This window comes from Streptomyces sparsogenes (assembly GCF_001704635.1).
GTDB classification, from domain to species: Bacteria; Actinomycetota; Actinomycetes; order Streptomycetales; family Streptomycetaceae; genus Streptomyces; species Streptomyces sparsogenes.
Window position 1 is genome coordinate 1 of sequence record NZ_MAXF01000111.1, and the last position, 539, is coordinate 539.

The 539-nt window shown below is 68.3% G+C and carries 1 protein-coding gene; it reads right to left on the reverse strand.

Annotated features, from left to right (window positions below; all coding sequences use genetic code 11):
• Positions 1-539: alpha/beta hydrolase (locus tag BBH68_RS23650; RefSeq protein WP_218029720.1), on the reverse strand; the 539-nt coding region annotated here is incomplete at both ends.

Here is a 539-nt window from a genome sequence, read left to right on the forward strand (position 1 = left end):
TGGGTGTCGGTGCCCATCTGCTTGGCGCCGAAGACGGGATCGCTGGGGGTGATGAACTGCGTCAGTCCCTCGTGGTGCCCATGCGTGGGCGCGCCCCACTTGGGCACCCAGTCATCCTCCGCCTTCTGGTTCCACACATGCCCCTCGGGTACGTCCAGGTCCTTCGCCCGCCCGACCTGGACGCCGGGGCTGCCGCTGAGCATCACGTCGTCCGCCTCCAGGGTGCCCTGGCGGGCGGCGGAGCCCACCACCACGGTGCCGTAGCTCTGTGCCTGCACCGACAGGTGGTCGTTGGCCGACGGGTCGTGGGAGACGTGCAGCCCCGACAGGAATTGATTGAGGTCCGGCCCCCCTTTGTCCGCGTACTTGTCCCTGATGGCCTCGGGGAAAAAGCTCTGCGGAGCGTCGTAACCGTGCCAGGTGATGGTCGAGACCTTGGGCTCGCCCGGCATCGCGCTGGCGGCCTGCCAGAGGTTGGTGCCCGCGATGACGGGCTTGTTGATGCCGCCGAGTGTGCCGTTGGTGCCGCCGACCATCAC